33 protein-coding genes are annotated in these 25,029 nt (G+C 63.2%); all 33 read right to left on the minus strand.

Annotated elements, in window-relative coordinates; all coding sequences use genetic code 11:
- Positions 1-38: 38 nt before the first annotated feature.
- Positions 39-1,139, minus strand: coding sequence for an NAD-dependent epimerase/dehydratase family protein (locus Sa4125_RS11565; protein ID WP_223998233.1), 1,101 nt, complete (start codon positions 1,137-1,139; stop codon positions 39-41).
- A 68-nt stretch (positions 1,140-1,207) separates the two neighbouring features.
- A complete protein-coding gene (rplQ, locus tag Sa4125_RS11570; protein ID WP_223998234.1) occupies positions 1,208-1,630 on the minus strand; it encodes a 50S ribosomal protein L17 in 423 nt (140 codons plus the stop codon).
- A gap of 165 nt (positions 1,631-1,795) precedes the next feature.
- Positions 1,796-2,815, minus strand: a complete 1,020-nt coding sequence (locus Sa4125_RS11575; protein WP_223998235.1) for a DNA-directed RNA polymerase subunit alpha — start codon at positions 2,813-2,815, stop codon at positions 1,796-1,798.
- A gap of 141 nt (positions 2,816-2,956) precedes the next feature.
- Positions 2,957-3,343, minus strand: coding sequence for a 30S ribosomal protein S11 (gene rpsK / locus Sa4125_RS11580; protein ID WP_223998236.1), 387 nt, complete (start codon positions 3,341-3,343; stop codon positions 2,957-2,959).
- Between the two features lie 85 nt (positions 3,344-3,428).
- Entirely contained in the window at positions 3,429-3,797 is a 369-nt protein-coding gene (gene rpsM / locus Sa4125_RS11585) for a 30S ribosomal protein S13 (protein WP_223998237.1), read from the minus strand.
- Between the two features lie 228 nt (positions 3,798-4,025).
- The gene (locus tag Sa4125_RS11590; RefSeq protein WP_223998238.1) at positions 4,026-4,694 is read right to left on the minus strand and encodes an adenylate kinase; all 669 of its coding nucleotides are present in this window, start codon (positions 4,692-4,694) and stop codon (positions 4,026-4,028) included.
- Positions 4,691-6,034, minus strand: coding sequence for a preprotein translocase subunit SecY (gene secY / locus Sa4125_RS11595; protein ID WP_223998239.1), 1,344 nt, complete (start codon positions 6,032-6,034; stop codon positions 4,691-4,693). Before secY ends, Sa4125_RS11590 begins: the two co-directional genes overlap by 4 nt.
- Before the next feature lie 129 nt (positions 6,035-6,163).
- Positions 6,164-6,637 carry a 50S ribosomal protein L15 gene (gene rplO / locus Sa4125_RS11600; protein WP_223998240.1) on the minus strand — a complete coding sequence of 158 codons (474 nt, stop codon included), beginning with the start codon at positions 6,635-6,637 and terminating at the stop codon, positions 6,164-6,166.
- A gap of 18 nt (positions 6,638-6,655) precedes the next feature.
- On the minus strand, positions 6,656-6,859 hold the full coding sequence (rpmD, locus tag Sa4125_RS11605; RefSeq protein ID WP_188854896.1) for a 50S ribosomal protein L30: 204 nt from the start codon (positions 6,857-6,859) through the stop codon (positions 6,656-6,658).
- Positions 6,860-6,928: 69 nt separating this feature from the next.
- Positions 6,929-7,480: a 30S ribosomal protein S5 gene (gene rpsE / locus Sa4125_RS11610; protein WP_188854895.1), complete on the minus strand. Its 552-nt coding sequence runs from the start codon at positions 7,478-7,480 to the stop codon at positions 6,929-6,931.
- A 70-nt stretch (positions 7,481-7,550) separates the two neighbouring features.
- Positions 7,551-7,913 carry a 50S ribosomal protein L18 gene (gene rplR / locus Sa4125_RS11615; protein ID WP_223998241.1) on the minus strand — a complete coding sequence of 121 codons (363 nt, stop codon included), beginning with the start codon at positions 7,911-7,913 and terminating at the stop codon, positions 7,551-7,553.
- A gap of 10 nt (positions 7,914-7,923) precedes the next feature.
- Positions 7,924-8,457: a 50S ribosomal protein L6 gene (gene rplF, locus Sa4125_RS11620; RefSeq protein WP_223998242.1), complete on the minus strand. Its 534-nt coding sequence runs from the start codon at positions 8,455-8,457 to the stop codon at positions 7,924-7,926.
- A gap of 42 nt (positions 8,458-8,499) precedes the next feature.
- A complete protein-coding gene (rpsH, locus tag Sa4125_RS11625) occupies positions 8,500-8,898 on the minus strand; it encodes a 30S ribosomal protein S8 (RefSeq protein ID WP_188854892.1) in 399 nt (132 codons plus the stop codon).
- A gap of 12 nt (positions 8,899-8,910) precedes the next feature.
- Positions 8,911-9,216, minus strand: coding sequence for a 30S ribosomal protein S14 (gene rpsN, locus Sa4125_RS11630; RefSeq protein ID WP_223998243.1), 306 nt, complete (start codon positions 9,214-9,216; stop codon positions 8,911-8,913).
- 25 nt (positions 9,217-9,241) lie between these two features.
- Entirely contained in the window at positions 9,242-9,799 is a 558-nt protein-coding gene (gene rplE, locus Sa4125_RS11635; protein WP_223998244.1) for a 50S ribosomal protein L5, read from the minus strand.
- Positions 9,792-10,115, minus strand: a complete 324-nt coding sequence (gene rplX / locus Sa4125_RS11640) for a 50S ribosomal protein L24 (protein WP_223998245.1) — start codon at positions 10,113-10,115, stop codon at positions 9,792-9,794. The genes rplE and rplX overlap by 8 nt, the downstream gene beginning before the upstream one ends.
- A 12-nt stretch (positions 10,116-10,127) precedes the next feature.
- On the minus strand, positions 10,128-10,496 hold the full coding sequence (rplN, locus tag Sa4125_RS11645; protein ID WP_056504767.1) for a 50S ribosomal protein L14: 369 nt from the start codon (positions 10,494-10,496) through the stop codon (positions 10,128-10,130).
- A 140-nt stretch (positions 10,497-10,636) separates the two neighbouring features.
- Positions 10,637-10,879 carry a 30S ribosomal protein S17 gene (gene rpsQ / locus Sa4125_RS11650; protein WP_223998246.1) on the minus strand — a complete coding sequence of 81 codons (243 nt, stop codon included), beginning with the start codon at positions 10,877-10,879 and terminating at the stop codon, positions 10,637-10,639.
- A gap of 11 nt (positions 10,880-10,890) precedes the next feature.
- On the minus strand, positions 10,891-11,091 hold the full coding sequence (gene rpmC / locus Sa4125_RS11655; RefSeq protein ID WP_188854887.1) for a 50S ribosomal protein L29: 201 nt from the start codon (positions 11,089-11,091) through the stop codon (positions 10,891-10,893).
- 11 nt (positions 11,092-11,102) lie between these two features.
- Positions 11,103-11,516 (minus strand): 50S ribosomal protein L16, encoded by a 414-nt coding sequence (rplP, locus tag Sa4125_RS11660; protein WP_188854886.1) that lies wholly within the window; start codon positions 11,514-11,516, stop codon positions 11,103-11,105.
- 25 nt (positions 11,517-11,541) lie between these two features.
- Positions 11,542-12,249, minus strand: coding sequence for a 30S ribosomal protein S3 (rpsC, locus tag Sa4125_RS11665; protein WP_223998247.1), 708 nt, complete (start codon positions 12,247-12,249; stop codon positions 11,542-11,544).
- Positions 12,249-12,638, minus strand: a complete 390-nt coding sequence (gene rplV, locus Sa4125_RS11670; protein ID WP_223998248.1) for a 50S ribosomal protein L22 — start codon at positions 12,636-12,638, stop codon at positions 12,249-12,251. Before rplV ends, rpsC begins: the two co-directional genes overlap by 1 nt.
- Before the next feature lie 2 nt (positions 12,639-12,640).
- Positions 12,641-12,919, minus strand: coding sequence for a 30S ribosomal protein S19 (gene rpsS / locus Sa4125_RS11675; RefSeq protein ID WP_188854883.1), 279 nt, complete (start codon positions 12,917-12,919; stop codon positions 12,641-12,643).
- Positions 12,920-12,931: 12 nt separating this feature from the next.
- Entirely contained in the window at positions 12,932-13,768 is an 837-nt protein-coding gene (gene rplB, locus Sa4125_RS11680) for a 50S ribosomal protein L2 (protein ID WP_223998249.1), read from the minus strand.
- 22 nt (positions 13,769-13,790) lie between these two features.
- Positions 13,791-14,084: a 50S ribosomal protein L23 gene (locus Sa4125_RS11685; protein WP_223998250.1), complete on the minus strand. Its 294-nt coding sequence runs from the start codon at positions 14,082-14,084 to the stop codon at positions 13,791-13,793.
- Complete coding sequence (gene rplD, locus Sa4125_RS11690) at positions 14,081-14,701, minus strand: 50S ribosomal protein L4 (RefSeq protein WP_223998251.1); 621 nt, start codon at positions 14,699-14,701, stop codon at positions 14,081-14,083. The genes Sa4125_RS11685 and rplD overlap by 4 nt, the downstream gene beginning before the upstream one ends.
- Positions 14,701-15,423: a 50S ribosomal protein L3 gene (rplC, locus tag Sa4125_RS11695; protein WP_223998252.1), complete on the minus strand. Its 723-nt coding sequence runs from the start codon at positions 15,421-15,423 to the stop codon at positions 14,701-14,703. The genes rplD and rplC overlap by 1 nt, the downstream gene beginning before the upstream one ends.
- A gap of 25 nt (positions 15,424-15,448) precedes the next feature.
- Positions 15,449-15,757: a 30S ribosomal protein S10 gene (gene rpsJ / locus Sa4125_RS11700; RefSeq protein WP_007066362.1), complete on the minus strand. Its 309-nt coding sequence runs from the start codon at positions 15,755-15,757 to the stop codon at positions 15,449-15,451.
- Positions 15,758-15,928: 171 nt separating this feature from the next.
- A complete protein-coding gene (gene tuf, locus Sa4125_RS11705) occupies positions 15,929-17,104 on the minus strand; it encodes an elongation factor Tu (RefSeq protein ID WP_223998253.1) in 1,176 nt (391 codons plus the stop codon).
- A 68-nt stretch (positions 17,105-17,172) separates the two neighbouring features.
- Positions 17,173-19,263: an elongation factor G gene (gene fusA, locus Sa4125_RS11710; RefSeq protein ID WP_223998254.1), complete on the minus strand. Its 2,091-nt coding sequence runs from the start codon at positions 19,261-19,263 to the stop codon at positions 17,173-17,175.
- A 30-nt stretch (positions 19,264-19,293) separates the two neighbouring features.
- Positions 19,294-19,764 (minus strand): 30S ribosomal protein S7, encoded by a 471-nt coding sequence (rpsG, locus tag Sa4125_RS11715; protein WP_188854877.1) that lies wholly within the window; start codon positions 19,762-19,764, stop codon positions 19,294-19,296.
- A gap of 56 nt (positions 19,765-19,820) precedes the next feature.
- Positions 19,821-20,192, minus strand: a complete 372-nt coding sequence (gene rpsL / locus Sa4125_RS11720) for a 30S ribosomal protein S12 (RefSeq protein WP_188854972.1) — start codon at positions 20,190-20,192, stop codon at positions 19,821-19,823.
- 545 nt (positions 20,193-20,737) lie between these two features.
- Complete coding sequence (gene rpoC / locus Sa4125_RS11725) at positions 20,738-24,934, minus strand: DNA-directed RNA polymerase subunit beta' (RefSeq protein WP_223998255.1); 4,197 nt, start codon at positions 24,932-24,934, stop codon at positions 20,738-20,740.
- Between the last annotated feature and the right edge of the window lie 95 nt (positions 24,935-25,029).

Below are 25,029 nucleotides of genomic sequence, written 5' to 3' on the forward strand. Positions count from 1 at the left end.
CAGAACAACACGTTGGCAACGCAAGCGGAATCCAACTCTCAGGCGGCCCCGTGGGCGATCAGGCTCGCGGCCATGGCAGCGATGGCTGCCTCGGGCGACCGAAATGCAACATCCAGGATTTCTTGCGCCGGACGTGCATCCAGAAGCTTCGGCGGTCCGAGTTCCGGCAAGAGCTGGGCCGCCGCCGGCACAGCCAGCGCCGCCGCCCGCACCACCCAGTCCGGCAGTGTCGCTCTCGGAAGCTTCCAGCGATAGGCCGGCTGCGCCGACGCGATCACGGCCGCGATCTCGCGCAGGGATCGCGATCCGGCCGACAGGATGAAGCGTTGCCCCGCCGCTGCCGGCACCGCGAGGGCCCGCACATGGGCGTCGGCGACGTCGCGGACATCGACGAGCCCGAAAGAGACGTCGGGTACGAGAGGCAGGCGTCCTGACATCATCATCTGCACGAGCCGGGCCGAGGTGCCCACCGAGCGGCCAAGAATCGGTCCGAGCACCAGCGCCGGATTGATCGACACCAGTTCCGTCGCGGATCCCTCCAGCATCTCCCACGCGGCGGCCTCCGCCATCGTCTTCGACACCGCGTAAGCCGAAATCGCGGCGGCATGAACATTGGAATGGTCAGCGGCCGAAAAAACCCGGCTCGGATCCGGGCTGTGACCGTAATAGATCGCCGCGACGGACGAGGTCATCACCACCCGTTCGACCCCCGCCCGCATCGCGGCACCGATGACCCGCGCGGTGCCGCCGCGCGCCACGGCGACCAGCGCAAACCTGTCTTTCGGCACGGAAGCCGGAAAAGGCGAAGCGGTGTGGACGACGAAGCGACATCCCGAGACCGCCGTTTCCCAGCCCCCATCTTCCGTGAGATCGGCAAGGACGAAGTCGAGCCGTTCGCACGAGGTACCCTGCCCTTCAATAGCAGCCGACACGCGCTCCATGACATCCTTCGACCTCACGGTACCGCGAACGGCGTAGCCGGCCTCCAGAAGCGCGCGTACGACGTGCCTTGCGATGAAGCCCGCCGCTCCCGTCACCAGTACCCGGTCGCCCTGAGGTGCCATCGCCCTGCCCTGCCTGTCTGCCATTGCCGGTAACCTGTCTTCCCGAGTTCCCGCGTCGAACCCGCGCCACCCCATAAGGCCGCTCTGCCCCGGAAACGAAAAAGGGCCCCGCAGGGCCCTTCGCGCATCAATGGACGTTCCGCTTACGCGGCGTCGGCAGCCGCTTCGGCTTCGACCCGGTCGCGATCGATCTGGCCGCGGGCTTCGGGGTTGCGGTCGACGAACTCGATGACTGCCATCGGGGCGTTGTCACCGCGGCGGAAGCCGGCCTTGAGAACGCGGCAGTAACCGCCCTGGCGATCGGCATAGCGCGGCGCGAGGGTGTCGAAGAGCTTCTGGATGCAGGTCTCGTCGCGGACCTTGGAGATCGCCTGGCGACGAGCGTGCAGGTCTCCGCGCTTGCCGAGCGTGATCATCTTTTCCATGATCGGGCGAAGATCCTTCGCCTTCGGCAGGGTGGTGACGATCTGCTCGTGCAGGATCAGCGATGCCACCATGTTGGCGAACATCGCCTTGCGATGTTCGGCGGTACGATTGAGTTTACGGCCGCGGCTTCCGTGACGCATGGACTTGTTCCTTTAAGAAATGGCCGGCTCGTTGAACCGGGGGACGGCATCCTCGCATCCACGCCTTCGGCGATGTGCATGTGCCTTTGAATGATTGGGCAGTTCGCAGAACCCGCCTCCCAGGCGGGACACAATCCCGCCGCCCGGAGGCGGCGGAAGAATGGCTTAGTACTGGTCTTCGTAGCGCTTGGCCAGATCGTCGATATTCTCCGGCGGCCAGGCGCTGACTTCCATGCCGAGATGAAGGCCCATGGCAGCGAGGACCTCCTTGATCTCGTTCAGCGACTTGCGACCGAAGTTCGGCGTCCGGAGCATTTCCGCCTCGGTCTTCTGGATGAGGTCGCCGATGTAGACGATGTTGTCGTTCTTCAGGCAGTTCGCCGAACGGACGGACAGTTCGAGTTCGTCGACCTTCTTGAGGAGAGCCGGGTTGAACGCCAGCTCCGCGATATGCTCCTCCGCACTGCGGGTCTCGCGCTGCGGCTCCTCGAAGTTCACGAAGATAGAGAGCTGGTCCTGCAGGATGCGCGCGGCATAGGCGACCGAATCCTCGCCAGAGATCGAGCCATCGGTCTCGATCTGCATGGTGAGCTTGTCCTTGTTCAGGTCCTGCCCCTCGCGGGTGTTCTCGACCTTGTAGGACACCTTCTTCACGGGCGAGAACAGGCTGTCGACCGGGATCAGCCCGATCGGCGCGTCTTCCGCCCGGTTCTGGTCAGCCGGAACGTAGCCCTTGCCCGTGTCGACGGTGAACTCGATACGGATCTCGGCGCCCTCGTCGAGGGTGCAGAGCTCGTGCTCGGGGTTCAGGATCTCGATGTCGCCCACGGTCTGGATGTCGCCGGCGCGCACGATGCCCGGACCAGACTTGCGCAGCACCATCCGCTTCGGGCCTTCGCCCTGCATGCCGATGGCGATTTCCTTGACGTTCAGGACGATGTCGGTGACGTCCTCGCGGACGCCCGGGATCGAGGAGAACTCGTGCAGCACGCCGTCGATCTGGATCGCGGTGACGGCCGCACCCTGGAGCGACGACAGGAGCACGCGCCGCAGCGCGTTGCCGAGCGTCAGGCCGAAGCCGCGCTCCAGCGGCTCGGCCGTCAGGGAGGCCTTCGTGCGGCTTCCGCCGCTCTTGAAGACCACGCTGTTGGGCTTGGTGAGATTTTGCCAATTGCTGGAAATCATGGCATTTGCCTTTCAGTAACCTCGCCACCATCCAATCGTGGCGATAGGTCTGAGCGAGGAAGGGATCACCTTCCCCAAGGGGCCGATCATGCGAACGCCGCCCCTTGGACAGGGGCGGCATCGCAGTCAAACTCGTCCGGACTAGACGCGCCGACGCTTGCGCGGGCGAACACCGTTGTGCGGAATAGGCGTCACGTCACGGATCGAGGTGATCGTGAAGCCGGAAGCCTGCAGGGCGCGCAGCGCCGATTCGCGGCCGGAACCGGGACCCGAGACCTCGACTTCCAGCGTCCGCATGCCGTGTTCCTGCGCCTTCTTGGCAGCATCTTCGGCAGCGATCTGGGCGGCGAACGGGGTCGACTTGCGCGAGCCCTTGAAGCCCTGGGCGCCAGCCGACGACCAGGCGATCGTGTTGCCCTGCGCGTCGGTGATGGTGATCAGGGTGTTGTTGAAGGTCGACTGCACGTGCGCGACGCCCGACGAGATGTTCTTGCGCTCGCGACGGCGGATGCGCTGCTCTTTAGCCATGGTTCATTCTTCCTTGAGATATCGACACCGCCGTAGTTCCAGCGGCTCCACCACCCAAGCGCCCGCTCAGCGGGCGCCTCGGCAATTACTTCTTCTTGCCGGCGATCGCCTTGGCAGGACCCTTGCGCGTGCGGGCATTGGTGTGCGTGCGCTGGCCACGGACCGGAAGGCCGCGACGATGACGCAGGCCACGATAGCAGCCGAGGTCCATCAGACGCTTGATGTTCATGGATGTCTCGCGACGCAGGTCGCCCTCGACCTGATAGTCGCGGTCGATCATCTCGCGGATCTGGAGGACTTCAGAATCGGTCAGGTCGTTGACGCGGCGCTCGGGGCCGAGATTGACCTTCTCGACGATTTCCTTCGCGACGGTCGGACCGATGCCGTGAATGTACTGAAGCGCAATGACGACGCGCTTGTTGGTCGGGATATTAACGCCTGCGATACGGGCCAAGTCCGTACTCCTTGAAAATGGGGCTCGAAGCCCTTGTGAAGCAAGGAACGGAGCCGATAAGCGAACAGCGCCCGGCTCGTGCTCCTCGAAAGGAACCCGGGCCGACCGCAGGAAAATCGCGATATGGCGCCGGATATAGTCTGGAAGTCCGGCGGGAGTCAACCAAGCCGGCGCTTCTCATTGCTTGTCAGCCGGGGCTCGAGGCCCCGGGATCCGATGTCGTCGCGGTCAGACGGCAGCAGCCTTCCCGGTACTCTCGATGATCGCCGAGAGATCCGCCGTCACCTCGTCGATGGCCTTCATGCCGTCGATGAAGCTGAGAATCCCCTTGCAGTGGTAATAGCCCACCAGAGGAGAGGTCTCCTTGTAGTAGGCGCGCAAGCGGGTGCGCATCACATCGGCATTGTCATCGGGGCGACGCTTGAAGTTCGAATGCCCGCAGTCGTCGCACACACCCTCAGCACGCGGCTTGCGATCGGTATCATGATAGACAGCGCCGCATTCAGCGCAGGTGTAGCGCCCGGAGACGCGATGGACGAGGACCTCGTCGTCGACGCGCATCTCGATCACGTGATCGAGCTTCATCCCCTTCGCCTTCAACATGGCCTCAGTCGAATCGGCCTGTTGAAGCGTCCGGGGATAGCCATCGAGAATGAACCCGTTGGCGCAGTCCGCCTGGTCGATCCGCTCGGCGATGATGGCATTGACGATCTCGTCCGAGACGAGCGAGCCGGCATCCATCACCGACTTCGCCTTGAGACCGATCTCGGTCTTCGCCGCGACCGCGGCCCGCAGCATGTCGCCGGTCGAGAGCTGCACGATGCCGTATTTCACGATGAGACGGTGGGCCTGCGTCCCCTTGCCCGCACCCGGTGGCCCTAGAAGTATCAGCCTCATCTTGCTCCCCGTTTCCCCCCACGGAGCTTCGCCTTTTTGACGAGCCCTTCGTATTGATGTGCCAGCAGGTGTCCCTGCACCTGGGCGACGGTATCCATCGTCACGCTGACCACGATCAACAGCGAGGTGCCACCGAGATAGAACGGAACGCCGGCGGCCGATATGAGGAATTCGGGCAGTAGACAAATGACGACCAGATAGATAGCGCCGATCACCGTAATCCGGGTCAGCACAAAGTCGATATACTCCGCCGTACGATCGCCCGGACGAATACCGGGGATGAAGCCACCGTGCTTCTTCAGGTTGTCTGCCGTGTCCTTCGGATTGAAGACCACCGCCGTGTAGAAGAAGGCGAAGAAGGCGATCATCGCCGCGTAGAGCAGCATGTAGAGCGGACGCCCATGTCCGAGCGACGCGATGACCGTCCCCGCCCAGCCCGGCAGGCTCGCCGTATCGGCGAAATTGGCGACCGTCACCGGCAGGAGCAGAAGCGACGAGGCGAAGATCGGCGGGATGACGCCGGCGGTGTTCAGCTTCAGCGGCAGGTGCGAGGTGTCGCCCTGGAACATCCGGTTGCCGACCTGACGCTTCGGGTACTGGATCAGCAGCCGGCGCTGGGCGCGCTCGAAGAACACGATTCCCGCGATGCAGGCGATCGCCACGAAGATCACGATGAGGATGATCGCCGCCGACAGCGCTCCGGTGCGGCCAAGCTCCAGCAGGTTGGCGATGGCGCTCGGAAGATTCGCGACGATGCCGGCGAAGATGATCAGCGAGATGCCGTTGCCGATGCCGCGCGAGGTAATCTGCTCGCCCAGCCACATCAGGAACATCGTGCCGCCGGTGAGCGTCAGGACGGTGGAGATGCGAAAGAACGTGCCGGGATCGCTGACGATGTTGGACGACGATTCGAGGCCGGCGGCGATGCCGTAGGCCTGCACCAGAGCCAGGAGCACGGTACCGTAGCGCGTATACTGGTTGATGACTTTGCGGCCCTGCTCGCCCTCCTTCTTCAGCGCCTCCAGCGTCGGAATGACCGAGGTCATCAGCTGGATGATGATGGAAGCGGAGATGTAGGGCATGATGCCGAGGGCGAAGATCGCCATGCGCCCGACGGCGCCGCCGGCAAACATGTTGAACAGGCCGAGAATGCCGGAGGACTGCTGCTGGAAGGCTTGAGCCAGCGCTTCCGGGTTGATGCCGGGCATCGGGATGTAGGTTCCCAGGCGGTAGACCAGAAGGGCCCCGAGGGTGAACCAGATTCTCTTCTTGAGGTCTCCGGCCTTCGAGAAGGCAGAGAAATTCAGATTCGCGGCAAGTTGTTCCGCAGCCGATGCCATCGCGTGTTATCTCCGGATTGCCTCAAGGGGGAGTCGGACGAACAGCCCCCTCCCCCCGAGGGAGCACGAGAGATAGGCGGCTGTGCCGACGCAATCAAGCGAAGGCTTCAGCCCTCGCCCGGCCGGTGATCAGGCTTCCGCGGCAACCGCGGGAAGCGTGACGGAACCGCCAGCCTTTTCGATCTTCTCGATCGCCGACTTCGACGCACCGGCGACCGTGATCGCCAGCTTGCCGGTCACTTCGCCGTCGCCGAGCAGGCGAACGCCGTCGCGGGTCTTGCGAACGATGCCGGCCAGCTTCAGCGCGTCGACGTCGATCGGCTTGCTCGCATCGAGCTTGCCGGCGTCGATCGCGATCTGGATGCGCGCCAGGGACACCACGGTGTAGTCCTTGGCGAAGATGTTCACGAAGCCGCGCTTCGGCAGGCGGCGATACAGCGGCATCTGGCCGCCCTCGAAGCCGTTGATCGCAACGCCCGAACGGGACTTCTGTCCCTTGACGCCGCGGCCACCGGTCTTGCCGGTTCCCGAACCGATACCGCGACCCACGCGCTTGCGCGAATGGGTGGCGCCGGCCACATCGGAAATCTCATTGAGTTTCATCGGATAAGCTCCTCGGGATCAGGCCTCGTCCACAACGCGGACGAGATGGCTGACCTTGGCAATCATGCCGCGAACCGAGGACGTGTCCTCGAGGGTCCGGGTACGGTGCATCTTGTTGAGGCCGAGACCGATCAGCGTCTGGCGCTGCTCGATCGGACGGCGGGTCGGGCTACCGATCTGTTCGACTGTGACAGTCTTGCCCTGGGTTTTCGTATCGGCCATCGCTTGGCTCCTTCGTCAGGCAGGCGGACGCTCCGAGCGCCCTGCCCCGCCAAATCAATCTTCGGCCTATCAGTCTTCAACGGCTACGAGGTCGCGACGGCGAGCCTGGAGCGCGGAATACTTGATGCCACGACGGGAGGCGACATCCTTCGGATGCATCGATCCCTTGAGCGCGTCGAAGGTCGCGCGCACCATGTTGTAGGGATTGGACGAACCGAGGGACTTGGCGACGACGTCATGAACGCCGACGGCCTCGAAGACCGCGCGCATCGGACCGCCGGCGATGATGCCGGTACCAGCCTCGGCCGAGCGGATGTAGACCTTGCCGGCGCCATGGCGGCCAGCGACGTCGTGATGGAGCGTACGCGCATCGCGCAGCGGCACGAAGATCAGGTCGCGCTTGGCGGCTTCCGTCGCCTTGCGGATGGCCTCAGGCACTTCACGCGCCTTGCCGTGGCCGAAGCCGACACGACCCTTGAGGTCGCCGACGACGACGAGAGCAGCGAAGCCGAAACGGCGACCACCCTTCACCACCTTGGCGACGCGATTGATGTGAACCAGCTTGTCGACGAAACCGTCGTCACGCTCGGTGCGGTTGTTGCGATCGTCTCTTGGCGCCATGATCCTATCCTTATTCTTTTCCGGAGGCGTCCAGCATTGTCAGCCTGCTCTTTGACGAGCAGTGCCGGGCTTAGAAGTTCAGGCCGCCTTCGCGGGCCGACTCGGCAAGAGCCTTGATACGGCCGTGATAGATGAAGGCGCCCCGGTCGAAGACGACGTCGGTGACGCCAGCTTCCTTGGCACGCGCGGCAACGAGCTTGCCGACGGCAGCAGCGGCACCGGTATCGGCGCCGGTCTTCAGTTCCTTGCGCAGGTCCGCGTCGAGCGTCGATGCGGCGGCAAGCGTCCGGCCTTCGACATCGTCGATGACCTGGGCGTAGATGTTCTTGGAAGAGCGGTGAACCGAGAGACGCGGGCGTCCGTTGGCGACCTTCTTCAGCGAACGACGGACGCGCGAAGCGCGGCGCCGCAGATTTTCTTTCTGGGTAGCCATTGGTCGAGCCCTACTTCTTCTTGCCTTCCTTGCGGACGATCGTTTCGCCCGCGTACTTCACGCCCTTGCCCTTGTAAGGCTCGGGCCCGCGATAGTCGCGGATCTCAGCGGCAACCTGACCGACACGCTGCTTGTCGATGCCGGAGATGACGATCTCGGTCGGCTTCGGAACGGTGATCTGGATGCCCTCAGGCACCGGATAGAGCACCTCGTGGCTAAAACCAAGAGCCAGCTGCAGGTTCTTGCCCTGCAGCGAGGCGCGGTAGCCGACGCCGTTGATCTCGAGCTTCTTCTCGAAGCCCTTCTCGACACCCGACAGGATGTTGGCGATCATCGTGCGCGACATGCCCCACTTGGACCGGGCCGTCTTGGTCTGGTCACGCGGATCGACGGCGATCGCGCCGTCTTCCATCTTGACCAGGACCTCGTCGTTGACGACGAACTTCAGTTCGCCCTTCGTGCCCGTGGCCTTCACCGTCTGGCCGTCGACCGTCGCGGTCACGCCCTTGGGGATGGAAATGGGCTTCTTACCAATACGAGACATGTTGAAACCTGTTCGTTTCTGCGCGTTGAAAGCTGTGCTGCGTCAGACGACGCGGCACAGGATCTCGCCGCCGACATTCTGTTCACGGGCACTGTGGTCGGCCATCACGCCCTTGGGCGTCGACAGGACCGAGATACCAAGCCCGTTGGCGATGTGCGGAATCGTCTTCGCCGACACGTAGACGCGGCGGCCAGGCTTCGACACGCGGGCGATTTCCCGGATGACCGGGCCGCCTTCGTAATACTTCAGCTCGATCTCGAATTCCGACTTGCCGTTCTCGAAGGCTGTTTCCGTGTAGCCACGGATGTAGCCCTCGTCCTTGAGCACGTCGAGAACGCGGCCGCGCAGCTTGGAAGCCGGGGTCATCACCGAGGTCTTGTTCCGCATGACAGCATTGCGGATGCGGGTCAGCATATCGCCGAGGGGATCTGACAAAGACATGGGGTCTACTCCTTACCAGCTCGACTTCACGATGCCGGGAATCTGGCCATTGTTGCCAAGGTCCCGGAGCGCGATACGCGACATCTTCAGCTTGCGATAATAAGCGCGCGGGCGCCCGGTCACTTCGCAACGGTTGCGAATGCGGACCTTGGAGCCATTGCGCGGCAGCTCGGCAAGCGCCAGCTGGGCCCGGAAGCGGTCTTCCATGCTGGCGCTCTGGTCCTTGGTGACGACCTTGAGAGCCGCGCGCTTGGCGGCGAACTTCGCCACCAGTTCCTGGCGGTGCTTGTTCTTCTCGATCGAGCTTTTCTTAGCCATATCTTCGTCCTTTGCTCGCGCGCCGTTACTGGCGGAACGGGAAGTTGAACGCCTTCAGCAGCGCCCGGGCTTCGTCGTCGGTCTTCGCCGTCGTACACACGATGATGTCCATGCCCCACATCTGATCAACCTTGTCGTAGTTGATCTCGGGGAACACGATGTGTTCCTTGATGCCCATGGCAAAATTGCCATTGCCATCGAAGCTCTTCGGGTTCAGGCCGCGGAAATCGCGGACGCGGGGCAGAGCGATCTGGATCAGGCGATCCAGGAACTCGTACATCTTGTCCTTGCGCAGCGTGACCTTCGCGCCGATCGGCATGTTTTCGCGGACCTTGAAGCCAGCGATGGAGGTGCGGGCCTTCGTGATCACCGGCTTCTGGCCGGCGATGCGGCCGAGGTCCTCGGCAGCGACCGTCGGCTTCTTCGAGTCGGCCGTGGCCTCGCCGACGCCCATATTGATGACGATCTTGTCCAGACGCGGGACCATCATCTCGTTGGCGTAGGAGAACTCCTCCTGCAGGGCCTTGCGGATGTCGGCCCGGTAGACCGCCTTCAGGCGCGGAATGTACTGGGTATCAGACATCGATCTGTTCTCCCGAACGCTTTGCGACGCGAACCTTGCGCGCCGACTCGCCCTCGCCGACCACCTTGAAGCCGACGCGGGTCGGCTTGCCGTCCTTGGGATCGGCGACCGAGAGGTTCGACAGGTGGATGGAGGCTTCCTTGGAAATGATGCCGGCTTCTTGCGTCGCGGACTGGCGGGTATGGCGCTTGACCATGTTGATCCCGCGCACCACGGCGCGATCGTCCTTCGGCATCACTTTCAGCACTTCGCCGGCACGGCCCTTGTCCTTGCCCGCCAGCACGACGACTTTGTCGCCCTTCTTGATCTTCTGCATCGATCCGGTTCCTTACAGCACTTCAGGCGCCAGCGAGATGATCTTCATGTGGTTGCGACCACGAAGCTCGCGGGGGACCGGTCCGAAGATACGCGTGCCGACCGGCTCTTTCTTGTTGTCGATGAGAACGGCGGCATTCCGGTCGAACCGGATCACCGAACCGTCGGCACGACGGATGTCTTTCGCGGTGCGGACCACCACGGCTTTCATCACGTCGCCCTTCTTCACGCGGCCGCGCGGGATCGCCTCCTTGATCGAGACGACGATGATGTCGCCGACCGAGGCATACTTCCGCTTCGAGCCGCCGAGCACTTTGATGCACATGACACGACGAGCGCCGGAATTGTCGGCCACGTCGAGGTTTGTTTGCATCTGAATCATGTCAGGCCGCCTTCAAACGCTATGAGCGCGTCCACCGGTCCGACCGGAGAAAGAAACGCTCAATTCAAAAACAGGAGCGCCACACGAGAGTGCGACGCCCGTTGTCCGAAAACGCGGCATACCGCGTTCATCGGGAAATGTCAGGCCGGGACCTCGTCCCGAAGGACGATCCAGGTCTTGTCCTTCGAGATCGGCCGGGTCTCCTCGATGGAGACCTGATCACCGACCTTGCAAAGGTTGTTCTCGTCATGCGCCTTGTACTTCTTCGAGCGCCGCACCGTCTTCTTGAACAAAGGGTGCGTGAAGCGACGCTCGACGAGGACGACGACGGTCTTCTCATTCTTGTCGGAGACCACTGTCCCCTGCAAAACGCGTTTGGGCATAGTGATCTACCTCAGGACTTTGTCTCGGCCGCCTGCTGGCGGGCGATGGTTTTGATCCGCGCGATATCGCGACGCACCTGACGAACACGCGAGGTGTTCTCGATCTGCCCGGTGGCGCCCTGGAAGCGCAGGTTGAACTGCTCTTTCTTCAGCTTGCCCAGAGCGTCAGTCAGCTCGTCGGATGTCTTTGTCTTCAACTCGGAGGCTTTCATGTCACCTCTCCTTATTCGGCAATGCGCTGGACGAAGCGCGTTCTGATCGGCAGCTTCGCAGCGCCGAGTCGCATCGCCTCGCGGGCGAGCTCCTCGGATACACCGTCGATCTCGAACATGATACGGCCGGGATGAACACGCGCCGCCCAATATTCGACGGAACCCTTGCCCTTGCCCATGCGCACTTCGGTCGGCTTGGCAGTGACCGGGACATCCGGAAAGATCCGGATCCAGACACGGCCCTGGCGCTTCATCTGACGCGTGATGGCCCGGCGGGCCGCCTCGATCTGACGCGCGGTCACCCGCTCCGGCTCCACGGCCTTCAGGCCGTAGGTGCCGTAGTCGAGGTTCGTGCCGCTCTTGGCAGCGCCATGGATGCGCCCCTTGAACGTCTTTCGGTACTTCGTGCGCTTTGGTTGCAGCATCTATTCTACTCCGAAACCCTGATGATCAGGCGTGTTCGCGACGGCGGTTACCGCCACCGGACTGATCGCCCTCGATCGCGCGGCGCTCGGACGCCATCGGATCATGTTCGAGGATCTCGCCCTTGAAGATCCAGACCTTGACGCCACAGACGCCGTATGCGGTGTGCGCTTCGGCCGTGCCGTAGTCGATGTCGGCCCGGAGCGTGTGCAGCGGAACGCGTCCCTCGCGGTACCATTCCATGCGCGCGATCTCGGCGCCGCCAAGGCGGCCGCCGCAGTTGATACGGATGCCTTCGGCACCCAGGCGCATCGCCGACTGGACGGCGCGCTTCATGGCGCGACGGAAGGCGACGCGGCGCTCGAGCTGCTGGGCGATCGACTGCGCGACGAGCGTCGCGTCGGTCTCAGGCTTGCGCACCTCGACGATGTTGATGTGCGTCTCGGCCTTGGTCATCGAAGCCAGCTGCTTGCGCAGCTTCTCGATGTCCGCACCCTTCTTGCCGATGACGATGCCCGGACGCGCCGAGTGGATCGTGATGCGGCACTTCTTGTGCGGACGCTCGATGACGATCTTGGAGACCGCCGCCTGCTTCAGCTCTTCCATCAGGAACTTGCGGATCGCAAGGTCCTCGTGGAGGAGAATGCCGTACTCGCCGGTGTTCGCATACCAGCGCGAATCCCAGGTCTGATTGATCCCGAGCCGGAAACCGGTCGGATTGATTTTCTGACCCATCAGGCGGCCTCCTCGACTTCAGCGACTTCGCGAACGACGATAGTCAGATGCGAAAACGGCTTCTCCACCCGGCTGGCGCGACCGCGGCCACGAGCGTGGAAACGCTTCATGGTGATCGACTTGCCGACATAGGCCTCGGAGACGACGAGTGCGTCGACGTCGAGATCGTGGTTGTTCTCGGCGTTGGCGATCGCGCTCTGCAGCGTCTTCAGCACCGTCTCCGAGATCCGCTTGCGCGAGAAGGTCAGGTCGGCCAAAGCGGCCGAAACCTTCTTGCCGCGGATCATCGCAGCGACGAGATTGAGCTTCTGCGGGCTGACACGGATCGTCCGCGCGACGGCGCGCGCCTCGGTATCCTTCAGCTGGCGTTCCAGCTTTGGCTTGCCCATCGTTACTTCCTCTTCGACTTCTTGTCGGCGCCGTGCCCGTAATAGGTCCGGGTCGGGGAAAACTCGCCGAACTTATGGCCGATCATGTCCTCGTTGACGTTGACCGGGATGTGCTTGCTGCCGTTGTAGACGCCGAAGGTGAGACCGACGAACTGCGGCAGGATCGTGGAGCGACGGCTCCAGATCTTGATCACCTCGTTGCGGCCGCCTTCACGGACCTTGTCGGCTTTCTTGAGAAGGTAGCCATCGACGAACGGACCCTTCCAGACGGAACGTGCCATGAAGAAACCCTCTTACTTCTTGCGCTGATGGCGCGAGCGCATGATGAACTGGTCGGTCGCCTTGTTCTGGCGGGTCCGCTTGCCCTTGGTCGGCTGACCCCATGGCGACACCGGATGACGGCCGCCCGAGGTACGGCCTTCACCACCACCGTGCGGGTGATCGACCGGGTTCATCGCGACACCGCGAACATGCGGACGCTTGCCGAGCCAGACGTTACGTCCGGCCTTGCCGAGATTGATGTTGCCGTGATCGGCATTCGACACCGCGCCGACCGTGGCAAAGCACATGCCCGACACCAGGCGCTGTTCGCCCGAGTTGAGACGCAGGATCGCCATGCCGGCATCACGGCCGACCAACTGTGCGTAGGTGCCGGCGGAGCGGGCGATCTGACCACCCTTCTCCGGCTTCATCTCGACATTGTGGACGATCGTGCCGACCGGCATGGCCGAAAGCGGCATCGCATTGCCCGGCTTGATGTCGATACCCGACAGACCCGAGACGACCTTGTCGCCGGCGGAAATGCGCTGTGGCGCGAGGATGTAGGCAAGATGTCCGTCCTCGTACTTGATCAGCGCGATGAACGCGGTGCGGTTCGGATCGTATTCGAGCCGTTCGACCGTGCCGACCATGTCGAACTTGCGGCGCTTGAAGTCGATGATGCGGTAAGAGCGCTTGTGCCCGCCGCCCTGATAGCGCGCGGTGATGCGGCCGGTATTGTTGCGTCCACCCTTCTGCGACAGGCCTTCGGTCAGAATCTTGACCGGCTTGCCCTTCCAGAGGGAGGAACGGTCGACGAGGACGAGCTGGCGTGTGCTCGGCGTCACCGGATTGTAATTTTTCAATGCCATGACTTAAATCCCAAGCTCGCCTTCAGAGGCCCGTCGACACGTCGATCGACTGGCCCTCGGCCAGCGTCACGATGGCCTTCTTCTGGTCGCTCTGATGACCGATGCGGCCCCGGAAGCGCTTCGTCTTACCCTTGCGGATCAGCGTGTTCACACCGGTGACCTTGACGCCGAAGAGATACTCGACGGCCGCCTTGATCTGCGGCTTCGTCGCGGTCTTCGGAACGTTGAAGACGACCTGGTTGAACTCGGACACCATGGTCGACTTTTCCGTGATCACCGGGCTGGTGATGACGTCGTAATGGCGAAGGTCGCTCATTTGAACCGCTCCTCCAGAGCTTCAACCGCAGCCTTGGACAGAACCAGGGTATGCCGGCGGAGAATGTCGTAGACGTTGATGCCCTGGACCGGCAGCACGTCGATGTTCGGGATGTTGCGGGCCGAACGCGAGAAGTTCACGTCGAGGACCGGGCCGCCGATGAACAGCGCGTTGGCAAGGCCGAGACCTTCGAACGTCGAGACCATGTTCTTAGTCTTGGCATCCGTCGCCGTCAGATCGTCGATGACGACGATCGAACCCGTGCGGGCCTTGGCCGAAAGAGCGTGGCGCAGCGCGAGCTGGCGAACCTTCTTCGGCAGGTCATGGGCGTGGCTGCGCGACTTCGGGCCATGGGCCTGACCACCGCCGCGGAACTGCGGCGCACGCGCCGAGCCGTGACGGGCACGTCCGGTGCCCTTCTGCTTGTAGAGCTTGGCGCCGGTGCGCGCGATCTCGGCGCGGCCGAGGGTCGAGTGCGTGCCCTGCTGGCGCTTGGCCAGCTGCCAGCGAACCATGCGCTGCAGAATGTCCTCGCGCGGCATCAGGCCGAAGATCTCTTCGGCGAGCGTGACGGTACCGGCATCCTTGCCGTCGAGAGACTTGATCGTAATGTCCATTATTCCGCTCCCTCGGAGGCTGCCGCGGTCTCGTTGCCGCCGTTTGCAGACGCGCGAAGGCCAGCCGGCTTCGGTGCGGCTTCCGGAAGCGCCATTTTCACGGCGTCGCGGATCAGGATCCAGCCGCCCTTCGATCCCGGCACGGCGCCGCGGATGAGGATCAGGCCCTTGTCGGCGTCCGTGCGGACGACTTCGAGGTTTTGGGTCGTCACGCGGGTCGAGCCCATGTGGCCGGCCATCTTCTTGCCCTTGAACACCTTGCCCGGGTCCTGACGCTGTCCGGTCGAACCGTGCGCACGGTGGGAAACCGAGTTGCCGTGGGTCGCGCGACCACCACCGAAGTTGTGGCGCTTCATCGAACCCTGGAAGCCCTTGCCGACCGACGTTCCCGTCACATCGACCTTCTGGCCGGGGACGAAATGCTCGGCGGTGAGTTCGGCACCCAACTCGATCATGTTGTCTTCCGACACGCGAAACTCGACGAGCCGCTTCTTCGGCTCGACCGAGACCTGCGCGAAAACGCCGCGCATGGCCTTGGACGTCCTGTTGACCTTGGCGAGCCCGGCGCCGAGCTGCACGGCGGTGTAGCCGTGCTTGTCCTCGGTCCGCTGAGCCACGACCTGGCAGTTCTCGATCTTGAGAACGGTGACCGGAACATGTTCGCCGGCGTCGTTATAGACGCGGGTCATGCCGACCTTCTGTGCAATCACACCTGAACGCATGCGCGTTATCCTTCCCGTGCTCTGATCAGAGCTTGATCTCGACGTCGACGCCAGCGGCGAGGTCGAGCTTCATGAGAGCATCCACGGTCTGAGGCGTGGGGTCGACGATGTCGAGCAGACGCTTGTGGGTGCGCATTTCGAACTGCTCGCGCGACTTCTTGTCGATGTGCGGCGAACGGTTCACGGTAAACTTCTCGATACGCGTCGGCAGCGGGATCGGCCCGCGCACGTTCGCGCCTGTGCGCTTCGCCGTCGAGACGATCTCGCGGGTCGATGCATCCAGCACGCGGTGATCGAACGCCTTCAGGCGGATGCGGATATTCTGGCCGTTCATTGGAATTATCCTCTCGTCGGCGAACTGCCGGTTCGCCGGCAACTGTCCGAGCGCTTGTCAGTCTTCAGCCAATTCAAACGGAACGCTGCAAACCAGCGAACCAACCGCCCGTTTCCGGGCAGGACCGCCCGCTCCCGTCATGGGAGCGGGCAAGCCCAAACTCGATCGAGCCTACTCGAGGATCGACGACACGATGCCGGCGCCGACGGTGCGGCCGCCTTCGCGGATGGCGAAGCGCAGCTTGTCTTCCATCGCGATCGGCACGATCAGCTTGACGTCCATGGTGACGTTGTCGCCGGGCATGACCATCTCGGTGCCCTCGGGCAGCGTCACGACGCCGGTCACGTCCGTCGTGCGGAAGTAGAACTGCGGGCGGTAGTTGGTGAAGAACGGCGTGTGACGGCCACCCTCCTCCTTCGTCAGGATGTAGGCCTCGGCCATGAAGCGCGTGTGCGGCTTCACCGTGCCGGGCTTGCACAGCACCTGGCCGCGCTCGACGCCCTCGCGGTCGACGCCGCGAACGAGCGCGCCGATGTTGTCGCCGGCCTGGCCCTGGTCGAGCAGCTTGCGGAACATCTCGACGCCGGTCACCGTCGTCTTCTTGGTGTCGCGGATGCCGACGATCTCGACTTCCTCGCCGACCTTGACGATGCCACGCTCGACGCGGCCGGTGACGACCGTGCCGCGGCCCGAGATCGAGAACACGTCCTCGATCGGCATCAGGAAGGGCATGTTGATCGGACGCTCAGGCGTCGGGATGTACTCGTCGACGGCGGCCATCAGGGCGCGAACGGCGTCTTCGCCGATGGTCTTGTTGGAGTCTTCGAGCGCGGCCAGCGCCGAACCCTTGACGATCGGGATGTCGTCGCCGGGATATTCGTACATCGACAGCAGTTCGCGAACTTCGAGTTCGACGAGCTCGAGCAGCTCCTCGTCGTCGACCTGGTCGACCTTGTTCAGGAACACCACGATCGCCGGCACGCCGACCTGGCGGGCGAGCAGGATGTGCTCGCGGGTCTGCGGCATCGGGCCGTCGGCAGCCGAACAGACCAGGATCGCGCCGTCCATCTGGGCGGCACCGGTGATCATGTTCTTGACGTAGTCGGCATGGCCCGGGCAATCGACGTGGGCATAGTGACGGGCCGGCGTCTCGTACTCGACGTGCGCCGTCGAGATCGTGATGCCGCGTGCCTTCTCTTCCGGCGCCGCGTCGATCTGGTCGTAGCGCTTGTACTCGCCGAAGTACTTCGTGATCGCCGCCGTCAGGCTCGTCTTGCCGTGGTCGACGTGACCGATCGTGCCGATGTTCACATGCGGCTTGTTGCGCTCGAATTTGCTCTTGGCCATGTTGCCACTCCGTTATCTGGTTCGGACCGCGAACGGTCCTGTTCGGTTATCGCCTCGCGATCAACGCGTCAGGCGAACTTCTTCTGAATCTCTTCGGCGACCTGGTTCGGAACCTGCTCGTAGTGGTCGAAGGACATCGTGTACTGGGCCCGACCCTGCGACATCGACCGCAGCGTGTTGACGTAGCCGAACATGTTGGCGAGCGGCACCATGGCATTTACCACCGTGGCGATACCGCGTGTCTCGGTGCCCTGGATCTGACCGCGACGCGAGTTCAGATCGCCGATCACGTCACCGACGTAATCCTCGGGGGTGACGACCTCGACCTTCATCACCGGCTCGAGCAGCTTCGGAGCCGCCTTGGCGATGGCTTCACGGAAGCCGGCGCGCGATGCGATCTCGAAGGCCAGGACCGAGGAGTCGACGTCATGGTAGGCGCCGTCGAGGAGCTCGGCCTTGATGTCGACCATCGGGAAGCCCGCGAGCGGACCGGAGGTCATCACCGAAGCGATACCCTTCTGGACGCCCGGCACGTATTCCTTCGGAACCGAACCACCGACGACCTTGGATTCGAACACGTAACCCGTGCCCGGCTCGCCCGGCTCGATGTGGATCTTGATGCGGGCGAACTGGCCCGTACCACCGGTCTGCTTCTTATGCGTGTAATCGACGTCGGCGCCACGCGTGATCGTCTCGCGGTAGGCAACCTGCGGCGCACCGATGTTCGCCTCGACCTTGTATTCGCGGCGCATGCGGTCGACGAGGATGTCGAGATGCAACTCGCCCATGCCGGCGATGATCGTCTGGCCCGACTCCTCGTCGGTCTTGACGCGGAAGGAAGGATCCTCGGCAGCCAGGCGGTTGAGCGCCAGGCCCATCTTCTCCTGATCGCCCTTGGTCTTCGGCTCGATCGCGATCTCGATGACCGGCTCGGGGAATTCCATGCGCTCGAGAATGACCGGCTTCAGCGGATCGCAGAGCGTATCGCCCGTGGTGACATCCTTGAGACCGGCGAGAGCGACGATATCGCCCGCGAACGCCTCTTCGATGTCTTCGCGCGAGTTGGAATGCATCTGCAGCATGCGGCCGAGACGCTCTTTCTTGTCCTTGACCGTGTTCTGCAGCGCGGTTCCCTTGGAAACCTTGCCCGAATAGATCCGGCAGAAAGTGAGTGAACCGACGAAGGGGTCGTTCATGATCTTGAACGCCAGCATCGACAGCGGCTCGTCGTCAGAGGCGCGACGCTCGATCTCGGCATCGTTCTTCGGGTCGATGCCCTTGATCGCCGGAACGTCGATCGGCGACGGCAGGTACTCGACGACGCCGTCGAGCAGCGGCTGGACGCCCTTGTTCTTGAAGGCCGAACCGCAGAAGATCGGCGTGAACCAAACGTCGCAGGTACCCTTTCGGATCAAGGCACGAAGCTTCGTGTTGTCCGGCATGACGCCTTCGAGATAGGCTTCCATCGCCGCCTCGTCGACTTCGACGGCGGTCTCGATCAGAAGCTCGCGATACTCCTTCGCCTTTTCGACCATGTCGGCCGGGATCTCGACGACGTCCCACTTCGCGCCGAGCGACTCGTCGCGCCAGATGAGAGCGTTCATCTCGATCAGGTCGACGACGCCCTTGAACTCGGTCTCGGCGCCGATCGGCAGCTGGACGACGATCGGACGGGCGCCGAGGCGCGTCTTGACCATTTCGACGCACCGGTAGAAGTCGGCACCGGTCTTGTCCATCTTGTTGACGAACATCATCCGGGGCACGTGATACTTGTCGGCCTGGCGCCAGACGGTCTCGGTCTGCGGCTCTACGCCGGCATTGGCGTCGAGCAGCGCGATCGCGCCGTCGAGAACGCGCAAGCTGCGCTCGACTTCAATGGTGAAGTCGACGTGGCCGGGCGTGTCGATGATGTTGAAGCGGCGCATGGTGCCGTCACGACCGGCCCAGTAGGTGGTCGTCGCAGCGGAGGTGATCGTGATGCCACGCTCCTGCTCCTGCTCCATCCAGTCCATGGTCGCAGCGCCGTCATGCACTTCGCCGATCTTGTGCGACTTGCCGGTGTAGTAGAGAATCCGCTCGGTCGTCGTGGTCTTGCCGGCGTCGATATGCGCCATGATCCCGAAGTTGCGGTAGTCCTCGATCTTATATTCGCGCGCCATATGGCTTCGCCTTTCAATAAACTTCGGGGGTTACCAGCGGTAGTGCGAGAAGGCGCGGTTCGCTTCCGCCATGCGGTGCGTGTCTTCGCGCTTCTTGACGGCGGTACCACGATTGTTCGCTGCATCCATCAGCTCGCCGGACAGACGATCGACCATGGTCGTCTCGTTCCGGTTGCGGGCAGCGGTGATCAGCCAGCGGATCGCCAGCGCCTGACGGCGCTCGGGACGAACGTCGACCGGGACCTGGTAGGTTGCACCGCCGACGCGCCGCGAACGGACTTCGACGTGCGGCGCAATGTTCTCGAGCGCCTGATGGAAGATCGTCAGAGCCTCCTGGCGGCTCTTGTCCTTGACCACGTCAAACGCGCCATAGACGATCCGCTCGGCGATCGACTTCTTGCCGTCGTACATGACGGCATTCATGAACTTGGTGACAACGAGATCGCCGAACTTCGGGTCCGGGTTGATTTCGCGCTTCTCGGCACTGTGACGACGGGACATCTATAGGTCTCTCAATCTCTGGCAGTCGGTTCTGGCTTCAGGAACCGTCGGGCGCCTTACTTCGGACGCTTGGCGCCGTACTTCGAACGCCGCTGCTTGCGGTCCTTGACACCCTGGGTATCGAGGACGCCGCGGATGATGTGGTAGCGAACGCCGGGAAGATCCTTCACGCGACCGCCGCGGATCATGACCACGGAGTGCTCCTGAAGGTTATGGCCCTCGCCGGGAATGTACCCGATGACTTCGAAACCGTTCACGAGGCGAACCTTGGCGACCTTACGCAGAGCCGAGTTCGGCTTCTTCGGCGTCGTCGTGTAGACGCGGGTGCAGACACCGCGCTTCTGCGGGTTGGCTTCAAGGGCCGGAACCGTGTTGCGCTCGGCAGGGCGAACGCGCGGGTTGCGGATCAACTGGTTGATGGTCGGCATTCCAACCTTACCTCTTCTTTCAAATTCCGGTTCGCCACGAACGGCAAGGCCGGCATCATGGGTGGAACCCATCATGCACGTATCCAGGCATCGATCCGCATGTGTTGCGGACTGCCTGGAAAAATGCAGAGGACCGACAATGTCGGTCATGCGGCCAGCGATTTGTCGTCTCGTTGAACGGGGCCTTGTTTGAAGCGCTTTTCCCGGACGCGGCGTCCTGGGGAAGATTCGGCTTCACATCGGCTCTGTTGGCCGGTGTTTAACGATTCCACCCCTGCCCGTCAAGGGTTGTCCGGCAATGCTTTTGCTTCGGAGGCCATGCGCCGGGATCGAAGCGTAAAGAATGCGTGAAGATCGACGCTTTAGTGACTCTTCGTCACCGCCAAGCAGATCCGGATCGTTGCCGACCCCCCTGCCCGTCTTATTGGCGGCTGTCCCCGGCACAACGGCAGCTGGGCGCCCTCATAAACAAAGAAGGCCGCCCCCGGGGACGGCCTTCTTCTTACACTGCGCACTCGGGCGACGTCGCCGCCGGAGCGATCGCCCTATTCGGCGGCGTTCGTCATGTCCGTCAGCATGCGGTCCGCACCTGCGGCGTTCGACGTTGCGCGGCGATCCTCGATGATGAGGTCGTCGCGGGCCGTCGCGATGCGGCGGACCTGGGTCATCATGCCGCCGGTACCGGCCGGGATGAGGCGGCCGACGATGACGTTTTCCTTCAGGCCCTGCAGCGTGTCGGTCTTTCCGGCAACGGCCGCCTCGGTGAGGACGCGGGTGGTTTCCTGGAAGGATGCCGCCGAAATGAAGGACGGCGTCTGCAGCGAGGCCTTGGTGATGCCGAGGAGGACCGGGTTGCCGGAAGCCGGGCGCTTGCCCTCCTCCTCCAGCCGCTCGTTCAGCTCGGCGAGCTCGATCCGGTCGACATGGTCGCCCGGAATGTAGCCGGAATCACCCGACTCCACGATCTCGACCTTCTGCAGCATCTGCCGGACGATGACCTCGATGTGCTTGTCGTTGATAAGCACGCCCTGCAGCCGGTATACCTCCTGGATCTCGTTGACGAGGTAGCTCGCCAGAGCTTCCACGCCGCGGATCGCCAGGATGTCGTGCGGTGCCGGGTTGCCGTCGAGGATGTAGTCGCCCTTCTCGATGACGTCGCCTTCCTGGAGATGGAACGGCTTGCCCTTCGGGATCAGATACTCGACAGGCTCGACGCCGTCCTCATGCGGCTCGATGATGATCCGGCGCTTGTTCTTGTAGTCGCGGCCGAACTTCACCGTGCCGTCGATCTCGGCGATGACCGCATTGTCCTTCGGCTTGCGGGCCTCGAACAGTTCGGCAACGCGCGGCAGACCGCCCGTGATGTCCTTGGTCTTGGCGCTTTCCATCGGAATACGCGACAGAACGTCACCAGCACGCACCTTGGAGCCCGGCTCGACCGACAAAATGGCGTCGACCGAAAGGAAGTAGCGGGCGTCCGTGCCGCGGGCGAGCTTCTGCACTTCGCCGTCGGCATTGCGGATGATCATCGCCGGCTTCAGATCCTGACCGCGCGGGCTTGCCCGCCAGTCGATGACCGCCCGCTTGGTGATGCCTGTCGCCTCGTCCGCCTGCTCGGAGACGGAGACGCCCTCGACCAGATCCTCGAACTCGACGATGCCGTCGATTTCGGTGAGAACCGGACGGGTGTAGGGGTCCCACTCGGCGATGCGCTGGCCGCGACGGACCTGGTCGCCATCGTCGACGAAGACGCGGCTGCCGTAGGTGACGCGGTGCGACGCCCTCTCCTTGCCCGCCGGGTCAAGGATCAGGATCGCCATGTTGCGGCCCATCGCCACCAGTCGGCCGTCCGAGTTGCGGACGACGTTGCGGTTGCGGATCTGCACCGTGCCCTCGTAGGACGCCTCGAGGAAGGAACTGTCGACCACCTGCGCCGTGCCGCCCATGTGGAACGTGCGCATGGTGAGCTGCGTGCCCGGCTCGCCGATCGACTGCGCCGCGATGACGCCGACGGCCTCGCCCATGTTGACGGGCGTGCCGCGGGCGAGATCGCGCCCGTAGCAGATGGCGCAGATGCCGGTCCGGATCTCGCAGGTGAGCGCCGACCGGATCTTCACCGACTGGATCGACGCCTTCTCGATGATCTCGACATCCGGCTCCTCGATGGTGACGCCACCCTTGACGATGACCTCGCCGGTGAGCGGATGCACGATGTCCTCGAGCGCCGTACGGCCAAGGATCCGCTGGCCGATCGAGGCCACGACCTGGCCGGCATCGACGATCGGCTGCATCGTCAGGCCCTTCTCGGTGCCGCAATCGGTCTGCGTGATGATGCAGTCCTGCGCCACGTCGACGAGGCGACGCGTCAGATAGCCCGAGTTCGCCGTCTTCAACGCGGTGTCCGCGAGACCCTTACGGGCGCCGTGGGTCGAGTTGAAGTATTCGAGAACCGTCAGGCCCTCCTTGAAGTTCGAGATGATCGGCGTTTCGATGATCTCGCCCGAAGGCTTGGTCATCAGGCCGCGCATCGCGGCGAGCTGGCGCATCTGCGTCGGCGAGCCACGCGCACCGGAGTGCGACATCATGTAGATCGAGTTCATCGGCTTCTGACGGCCGTCCTCGTTGAACTCGATCGCCTTGATGCGGATCATCATCTCTTCGGCGATCTTGTCCGTGCACTTGGCCCAGGCGTCGACCACCTTGTTGTACTTTTCGCCCTGGGTGATCAGGCCGTCATTGTACTGCTGCTCGAATTCCTTCGCGAGCGTCTGCGTCTCGGCGATCATCCGCGGCTTGGTTTCCGGGATGAGCATGTCGTCTTTGCCGAACGAGATGCCGGCCATGCAGGCGTGCTTGAAGCCGAGCTGCATGATCTTGTCGCAGAAGATGACCGTGTCCTTCTGGCCGCAGTGAGGGTAGACCTGATCGATCATCCGCGAGATGTTCTTCTTCGTCATCAGCTCGTTGCAGATGTCGTAGGGAACCATGTGGTTCTTCGGCAGCAGCTGGCCGATGAGCATGCGGCCCGGCGTCGTCTCGTAGATCTTCGAGACCGGCTTGCCCTCGGCGTCGACGGTCTTGAAGCGGCCGCGGATCTTCGAGTGCAGCGTCACCGCCTTGGTGAACACGGCCTGCTCGAGTTCGCCGATGTCGGAGAAGGCCATGCCCTGCCCCGGCTCGTTCTCGTTCATGATCGACAGGTAGTAGAGCCCCAGCACCATGTCCTGCGACGGCACGATGATCGGCTGACCGTTCGCGGGATGCAGGATGTTGTTCGTCGACATCATCAGGACGCGGGCTTCGAGCTGCGCCTCGATCGACAGGGGCACGTGCACCGCCATCTGGTCGCCGTCGAAGTCGGCGTTGAACGCCGTGCAGACGAGCGGATGCAGCTGGATCGCCTTGCCCTCGATCAGCACCGGCTCGAAAGCCTGGATGCCGAGGCGATGCAGCGTCGGGGCGCGGTTCAAGAGCACCGGATGCTCGCGGATGACCTCGTCGAGGATATCCCAGACTTCCGGACGCTCCTTCTCGACGAGCTTCTTGGCCTGCTTCACCGTCGAGGAGAAGCCCTTGGCGTCGAGGCGCGCATAGATGAACGGCTTGAACAGCTCGAGCGCCATCTTCTTCGGCAGGCCGCACTGGTGCAGCTTCAGCTCGGGTCCCGTCACGATGACCGAACGGCCGGAATAGTCGACGCGCTTGCCGAGAAGGTTCTGGCGGAAACGGCCCTGCTTGCCCTTCAGCATGTCCGACAGCGATTTCAGCGGACGCTTGTTGGCGCCGGTGATGACGCGGCCGCGGCGGCCGTTGTCGAACAAAGCGTCGACGGCTTCCTGCAGCATCCGCTTTTCGTTGCGGATGATGATGCCGGGCGCGCGCAGCTCGATCAGCCGCTTCAGGCGGTTGTTGCGGTTGATGACGCGGCGGTAGAGGTCGTTCAGATCGGACGTGGCAAAGCGGCCGCCGTCCAGAGGGACGAGCGGGCGGAGATCCGGCGGGATCACCGGCACGATGCGCATGATCATCCACTCCGGCTTGTTGCCGGACTCGATGAAGTTCTCGACGATCTTCAGCCGCTTCATCAGCTTCTTGGTCTTCAGCTCCGAGGTGGTCTCGGCGAGATCGGTGCGCAGGTCGCCCGCGATCGTCTCGAGATCCATCGTCGCCAGAAGTTCCTGGATCGCCTCGGCGCCGATGAGCGCGGTGAAGCTATCCTCGCCGTATTCGTCGACGGCGAGCATGTAGTCCTCTTCCGACAGGAGCTGGTGCTCCTTCAGAGCGGTCAGGCCCGGCTCGGTGACGATGTAGTTCTCGAAATAGAGGACCCGCTCGATGTCCTTCAGCGTCATGTCGAGCAGCGTGCCGATGCGGCTCGGCAGCGACTTCAGGAACCAGATGTGCGCGACCGGGGCGGCCAGCTCGATATGGCCCATGCGCTCGCGCCGCACGCGCGAGAGGGTGACCTCGACGCCGCACTTCTCGCAGATGATGCCCTTGTACTTCATGCGCTTGTACTTGCCGCACAGGCACTCGTAGTCCTTGATGGGCCCGAAGATCCGGGCGCAGAACAGGCCGTCGCGCTCCGGCTTGAAGGTCCGGTAGTTGATGGTTTCCGGCTTTTTGATCTCGCCGAAGGACCAGGACAGGATCTTCTCGGGACTGGCCAGCGAGATGCGGATCGAGTCGAAAGTCTGCGCCTGCACCTGAGGATTGAAAAGGTTCATAACCTCTTGGTTCATGGGGCTCTCCTCATGGGGCGTGATAGCCCCGATTGCGCCGGACGAGGCCGGCGACCAGAAATTCCGAACGGACGAACCGGCGCCTGAAACGAGGC

Source organism: Aureimonas sp. SA4125, assembly GCF_019973775.1.
Lineage (GTDB): Bacteria > Pseudomonadota > Alphaproteobacteria > Rhizobiales > Rhizobiaceae > Plantimonas.